Raw genomic sequence first — 446 nt, forward strand, 5'->3', positions numbered from 1 at the left:
CATTACGGTTACGGGGCTAACACCCTCTCTGGCCGGCCTTTCAAAACCGTTCACCTATGCACGCACATCACACCCCACCAGCCCGGCAGAACTGGTATGGAAAGTCCCACAACCCCGACCATGCAACGCCCGCCGGCTATCACACATGGAACGGTTTAGCCTGATCCGCGTTCGCTCGCCACTACTAACGGAATCACTATTGTTTTCTCTTCCTGCGGGTACTGAGATGTTTCACTTCCCCGCGTTCCCTCCACGCACCCTATGTGTTCAGATGCGGGTCACCAAGTCACTCGCGCGCTTGGCGGGGTTTCCCCATTCGGACACCCTGGGATCACAGTCCGGTTATCGACTCCCCCAGGCTTATCGCAGATTCCTACGTCCTTCTTCGGCTCCTAATGCCAAGGCATCCACCGTGTGCTCTTAAAAACTTGACCACAAAAGATCAA

General features: G+C 55.6%; 1 rRNA gene. It reads right to left on the minus strand.

What is annotated here, in order from left to right:
- Positions 1 to 434 (minus strand): 23S ribosomal RNA (locus tag DXK94_RS18155); the annotation flags it as partial.
- Positions 435 to 446 lie beyond the last annotated feature (12 nt).

Source organism: Arthrobacter sp. RT-1, assembly GCF_003367205.1.
GTDB lineage: Bacteria > Actinomycetota > Actinomycetes > Actinomycetales > Micrococcaceae > Arthrobacter.